This window comes from Streptomyces sp. NPDC035033 (genome assembly GCF_040636735.1).
In the GTDB taxonomy this organism is placed as follows: Bacteria; Actinomycetota; Actinomycetes; order Streptomycetales; family Streptomycetaceae; genus Streptomyces.
On the sequence record NZ_JBEZUZ010000198.1, the window covers coordinates 1 to 3,401 of the forward strand.

Here is a 3,401-nt window from a genome sequence, read left to right on the forward strand (position 1 = left end):
TCCCGTCCCCTCTCCCCGTCCCCCGGAGGTCCCCGATGTCCCGTACCGCCCCCTCGGACGCGCCGCGCCGGCCGTCCGCCGCCTTACCGGACGAGGAGGCCCGGCTGCGCGAACTCGGCTACCAGCCGGTGCTCGCCCGCCGGATGGGCGGCTTCGGCAACTTCGCCATCAGCTTCTCGGTCATCTCCGTCCTCTCCGGCTGCATGACCCTGTACGGCTTCGGCCTCGGCACCGGCGGCCCCGCCGTGATGCTCTGGGGCTGGGCCGGCGTCGGCCTCTTCGTCCTCTGCGTCGGCCTCGCCCTCGCCGAGGTCACCAGCGCCTACCCGACCTCCGGGGCGCTCTACTACATGGCGGACCGGCTCGGCGGCCGCCGCTGGGGCTGGTACACGGGCTGGCTCAACCTGCTCGGCCTGCTCGGCGCCATCGCCGGCATCGACTACGGCGCGGCCCTCTTCACCGGCGCCTTCCTCAACCTCCAGTGGGGCTTCGTCCCCACCCCCGGCTCCACCTTCCTGATCTTCCTGGCGATCCTGCTGCTCCACGCCGCCCTCAACCTCTTCGGCGTCCGCCTGGTCAGCGTCCTCAACTCGGTCAGCGTCTGGTGGCACCTCGCCGGCGTCGCCGTCATCGTCGGCGCGCTCGCGATCGTCCCCGACCGCCACCAGTCGGCCGGCTTCGTCCTCACCGAGTTCGTCAACGACACCGGCTGGGCGAACCCGTTCTACGTCGCCGCGATCGGCCTCCTCCTCGCCCAGTACACCTTCTCCGGCTACGACGCCTCCGCCCACCTCTCCGAGGAGACCGCCAACGCCTCCGTCACGGCCGCCCGGGGCATCGTCCGCGCCATCTGGGTCTCCTGGATCGCCGGCTTCGCCCTCCTCGCCGGACTCACCTTCGCCATCCAGGACTACGCCGGCACCGTGGGCAGCGCCACCGGCGTCCCGCCCGCGCAGATCTTCCTCGACGCGCTCGGCACCGGCGGCGCCACCGCCCTCCTCCTCGTCGTGATCGTCGCCCAGCTGTTCTGCGGCAACGCCGAGGTGGCCGCCGCCAGCCGGATGGTCTTCGCCTTCAGCCGGGACAACGCCCTGCCCGGCTCGGCGACCTGGCGGAAGGTCAGCTCCCGCACCCAGACGCCGGTCCCGGCCGTCTGGCTCTCCGTCGGCGCCGCCGCCGTGCTCGCCCTGCCCTCGCTGTACTCGGCGACGGCGTACGGCGCGGTCACCGCCATCAACGTCATCGGCATCACCCCCGCCTACGCCATCCCGATCCTGCTGCGCCTGCGGGCCGGGCGCGCCTTCACGCCCGGCCCGTGGCACCTCGGCCGCTGGAGCCGGCCGATCGGCTGGACCGCCGTCGGCTGGGTCGCGGTGGTGACCGTCCTCTTCTGCCTGCCCCAGAAGAGCCCGGTGACCGTCGACACCATGAACTACGCGGTGATCGCCCTCGCCGTCGTCCTGCTCCTGGCGACCGTCTGGTGGTACGCCGCCCGCCGCTCGTACGGCACGCCGACCCCGTACGGCACCGCCCGCGAGGAGGCGGAGATCGCGGAGGGCCTGGTCTGAGCCCGGCGGCGCCGCGCGGGCGTCACAGGCTGTACTCGTACGTCCAGGCCGCCTCCCGGGCCGAGAAGTCGATGTCCGTGACCTCCAGGACGTGCCCGTGCTGGTCGCTCACCACCCGGTGGACGCTCAGCCGGGCCGCGGCGCCGGCCGCCGTCCCCGCGGCGGCCGGCGGGACCCGCACGGACTCCCGGTGGGTGGCCCGCAGCCCCGCCTGGTGCATCCAGTGGTAGAGCAGCCGCAGATCCGGCCGGCACGCGTGGCGGACCCGCCGGTAGCGGGCGAGCTGCGGGATCTCGTCCAGCGCCGGCCGGGAGAACCACGAGACGGCGCGCTGGAGTTCGGAGCCCTGCGGGGTCAGCACCGTGTGGCGGTGCACCAGCGTCGGCTCGCCCGGCGCGAGGTGCAGCCGCCTCGCCAGCGCCGCCGGCGGCGGTTCCCAGCCGAGCGAGGCCCGCACCAGCGCGTCCGCCGCGCGCGGCCCGCCGGGGAAGACCGGCCGGGCGGCGGACGCCGGCGCGGGCGGCGCGGCGGGCGGCCCCTCGCCGCCGGCCGGCCCGGACGCGGCGAAGGTGCCGCGCCGGTCGGTCACCACCAGCCTCTCCTCGCGCAGGAGCTGGAGCGCGCTGCGGACGGTCTGCCGGTTGACGTGGTACCGCTGCGCCAGGGAGCGTTCCGAGGGGAGCCGGCCGCCGGGCCCCGGGGCGCGGCGGACGAGATCGTCCCGCAGGGCGGCGGCGACCCGCAGATAGCGCGGGACCTCTTCCCGGGGCGGCCCGGCGTCGGCCCCGGCGGCGGAATCGGCATCGGCATCGGGTTCGGAGTGGGGCCGGGAAACGGGTACGGCCATGATCAAACCCCTTCTTCGCTCAGCGTGATCGCATGGGCCGGATGGGTGATCAATTCCTATCATTGGTCTAAACCATTCCGCTAGGGCGGCCGTGCAGAGTGGCCGAAACCCGTGGCGCGTCCTCTAATGGGGGAGCAGGCGACAGAACCCGGCCCATGCCGGCGGTGGAACAGGGGTGAGGCCGGATGACGACGCCCTCGGAGCGCGCCGGGCGGGGCCGCGCGGCCCGCAAGAAGGTCCCCCGTTCCTCGCACGGGCGCTGGATACCGAGCGCCCAGCGTCCCGACCCGCTGACCGTCCTGGAGCGCCAGGCCGCCGACCGGCTGCCCGACCTCGCCCCCGTCCGGTACGGGAGGATGGCGGCCTCCCCCTTCGCGTTCCTGCGCGGCGCCGCCGCCGTCATGGCCGCCGACCTCGCCGCCACCCGTCACACCGGACTCACCGTCCAGCTCTGCGGCGACGCCCACCTGCTGAACTTCGGCGTCTACGCCTCCCCCGAACGGACGCTCCTCTTCGACGTCAACGACTTCGACGAGACGCTCCCCGGCCCCTTCGAATGGGACGTCAAGCGGCTCGCCGCCAGCGTCACCGTCGCGGCCCTCCAGAACGGCAGTCCCCGCGCCAAGGCCCGCCGCGCCGCGCTCGTCGCCGCCGAGTCGTACCGCACCACCATGCGCCGCCTCGCCGGCCTCGGGGAGCTCGCCGTCTGGTACGAGCGGATCGACGCCGGCGAACTCGCCGCCCTCGTCCGCCCCCGCGAACGCGAACGGCTGAACCGCACCCTCGCCAAGGCCCGCCGCCGCACCAGCCTCCAGGCCCTCGACAAGCTCACCGTGCGGGACGGCGACGGCGGCCGGCGCATCGCCGACGACCCGCCGCTCCTGGAGCGCGTCGCCGACCTCGACCGGGTCGCCCTCGGCAAGATCTTCAGCGACTACCGCAGCTCGCTCCCCGAGGAGCGCCGCCTCCTCCTCGACCGCTACCGC

The 3,401-nt window shown here is 74.6% G+C and carries 3 protein-coding genes; 2 read left to right on the forward strand and 1 reads right to left on the reverse strand.

Going from position 1 to position 3,401, the window contains the following annotated elements; genetic code table 11:
• Window positions 1-35: 35 nt before the first annotated feature.
• On the forward strand, window positions 36-1,568 hold the full coding sequence (locus AB0E83_RS35250; protein ID WP_362120878.1) for an amino acid permease: 1,533 nt from the start codon (window positions 36-38) through the stop codon (window positions 1,566-1,568).
• Window positions 1,569-1,590: 22 nt separating this feature from the next.
• On the opposite strand, the gene AB0E83_RS35255 is transcribed toward AB0E83_RS35250, so the two are convergent.
• Window positions 1,591-2,415: a GntR family transcriptional regulator gene (locus tag AB0E83_RS35255; protein WP_362120880.1), complete on the reverse strand. Its 825-nt coding sequence runs from the start codon at window positions 2,413-2,415 to the stop codon at window positions 1,591-1,593.
• 185 nt (window positions 2,416-2,600) lie between these two features.
• Here AB0E83_RS35255 and AB0E83_RS35260 point away from each other — a divergent pair.
• A partial coding sequence (locus AB0E83_RS35260) for a DUF2252 family protein (protein ID WP_362120882.1) occupies window positions 2,601-3,401 on the forward strand: 801 nt, incomplete at its 3' end.